Source organism: Treponema sp. R8-4-B8, from assembly GCF_054786175.1.
The window spans coordinates 1-2,142 of sequence record NZ_BDHE01000068.1; the positions used below are offsets into that span (position 1 = coordinate 1).

The 2,142-nt window shown below is 40.8% G+C and carries 2 protein-coding genes and 1 pseudogene; all 3 read left to right on the forward strand.

Annotated features, from left to right (window positions below):
* Positions 1-260: pseudogene (locus tag ACYVRA_RS06225) on the forward strand (carbohydrate ABC transporter permease); the annotation flags it as partial.
* A complete protein-coding gene (locus tag ACYVRA_RS06230; protein ID WP_461251883.1) occupies positions 257-1,147 on the forward strand; it encodes a sugar ABC transporter permease in 891 nt (296 codons plus the stop codon). The pseudogene ACYVRA_RS06225 and the gene ACYVRA_RS06230, both read left to right, overlap by 4 nt.
* A gap of 11 nt (positions 1,148-1,158) precedes the next feature.
* Positions 1,159-2,142: alpha-amylase family glycosyl hydrolase (locus tag ACYVRA_RS06235; RefSeq protein ID WP_461251884.1), on the forward strand; the 984-nt coding region annotated here is incomplete at its 3' end.

Below are 2,142 nucleotides of genomic sequence, written 5' to 3' on the forward strand. Positions count from 1 at the left end.
TTATCGGCGCTTTTATAGGTAATTTTAACAACTTTAACATTATCTACCTTCTTACCGAAGGCAAACCCGCCGCCGTGGGGGGCTATAAAGCCGGCGGCACCGACCTTTTAGTGACATGGCTCTTTAAATTATCAGTAGATGAAAAAGAATACAACTTAGGCGCGCTGATAGGAATTATGACGTTCATTTGCACATCCGTGATAACGTTGATAACTTACCGTCATACAAAGGCTTATAAAGAGGAGGACGCGTTCCAATGATAAAAGAAAAAAAGAAATATGAAAGCCAGAAAGAGAAAAATTTTATTTCTTTGACTGCCGCTCATATTACATTGATAGTTTTATCGGTTATATGGCTGTATCCCATTCTTTGGATTGTGCTTAACGCGTTCAGGGTGGAATACAATGATCAGGGCGATCTTGTCGGGATTGTCGTATCGCATTATTTCCCGAAAAGCTTCGGGTTTGAAAATTTCAAATTGCTTTTTACAAACACTTCATTCGGGGACTGGGTTAGAAATACAGTTATTGTCGCGATTTTCAGCACATTTTTCTCAGTCTTACTTATTTTAAGCACTTCCTATGTAATCAGCAAAATGAGATTTAAAATGAGAAAACCAATAATGAATATCGCGCTTATTTTAGGGCTGTTTCCCGGTTTTATGTCGATAATCGCCATCTATTATATATTGAAATCCATGGGGCTAACGCAGTCGCTTGTCGCTCTTATTATTGTTTATTCGGCAAGCGCCGGTCTTGGATTTTATATAGGCAAAGGTTTTTTCGATACGATTCCCAATTCACTAATTGAAGCCGCAGAGATTGACGGAGCCGTACAGTCGCGCATCTTCTTCTCGATAATCCTGCCAATGAGCAAGCCAATAATAATTTACACGACTCTTATGGCGTTTATGGTTCCGTGGATGGACTTTATTATGGCGAGGGTAATCCTTGGCGAGCAAAACGTTAAACTGCATACGACGGCCGTAGGTTTGTATTATATGATGTTCGGGCAAAGGGTAGACTCCAATGTTTTTACATTATTCTGCGCGGGATGCCTTATCATCGCCGTTCCCATTGTCGCGCTGTTCCTGTCTATGCAGAAATTTTATATAGAAGGGGTTACAGCCGGAGCCGTTAAGCAGTAAAATAAAATTATATGAAGTTTATAACGCGGAAAATATCCTTTTTAATCGCCCTGCTTTTTGCGCTGAATAGTTGCGAATACAAAATATCCGACAAAAAGCTGGAAAGCGGGGCGGTTACGGACAATTACCGCGTCTACTATGAAATTTTTGTCGGAGGATTTTCCGACTCAAATAATGACGGAATGGGCGATATTAAGGGAGTCATCAAGAGGCTTGATTATCTTAACGACGGAAAGCCAAATTCCGGCAAGAGCCTCGGCATAGACGGCATTTGGCTAATGCCGATTATGCGCTCTCCAAGTTATCACAAATATGACGTAATTGATTATTTAAAAATTGATCCCGCATACGGAACAATGGAGGACTTTGATAATCTTATTGCCGAATGTAACAAGCGCGGCATTAAATTAATTATCGATCTTGTCATTAACCACACCTCAACGATGCACGCGTGGTTTGCTAACGCTAAAAACGCGATAAAGGAAGGAAACCTTGACGACGCCTACGCGAAGTACTATACAAAAGAGACAAGCCGGATTACAGGCCGCACATGGTATGAATTTGAAAAAACTCCCGACGGGACCCAATACTACTACGAAGGAAATTTCAGCCCCAGCATGCCCGAACTTGACATGGACAATCCTAAAGTGCGCGATGAAATACTCGACATCGCTAAATTCTGGCTTAATAAAGGGGTTGGCGGTTTCAGGCTTGACGCGGTTAAATTTTATTATTACGGGGAAGATCAAAAAAATATCGATTTTTTAAAATGGCTGAATGACGAATGTAAAAAAATAAAAGACGACGTTTATATAGTAGCTGAAAATTGGTCGGGGACAACCGCGATACAGAATTATTATGAGGCGGTTATTTGTTTTGATTTTTCTTTTGCCGGCACGTCGGGATATATTTATTACGCGGCGACTGGCGTTGACAGCGTTTCAGAATACGCCGCTAATCTTGAATCGTATCAAAAACAAGTATTGAAAAAATCT

What these genes read in the sequence shown, in the direction of transcription:
- ACYVRA_RS06230 (WP_461251883.1), top strand. Translation starts at nt 257, where the DNA reads ATGATAAAAGAAAAAAAGAAATATGAAAGCCAGAAAGAGAAAAATTTT.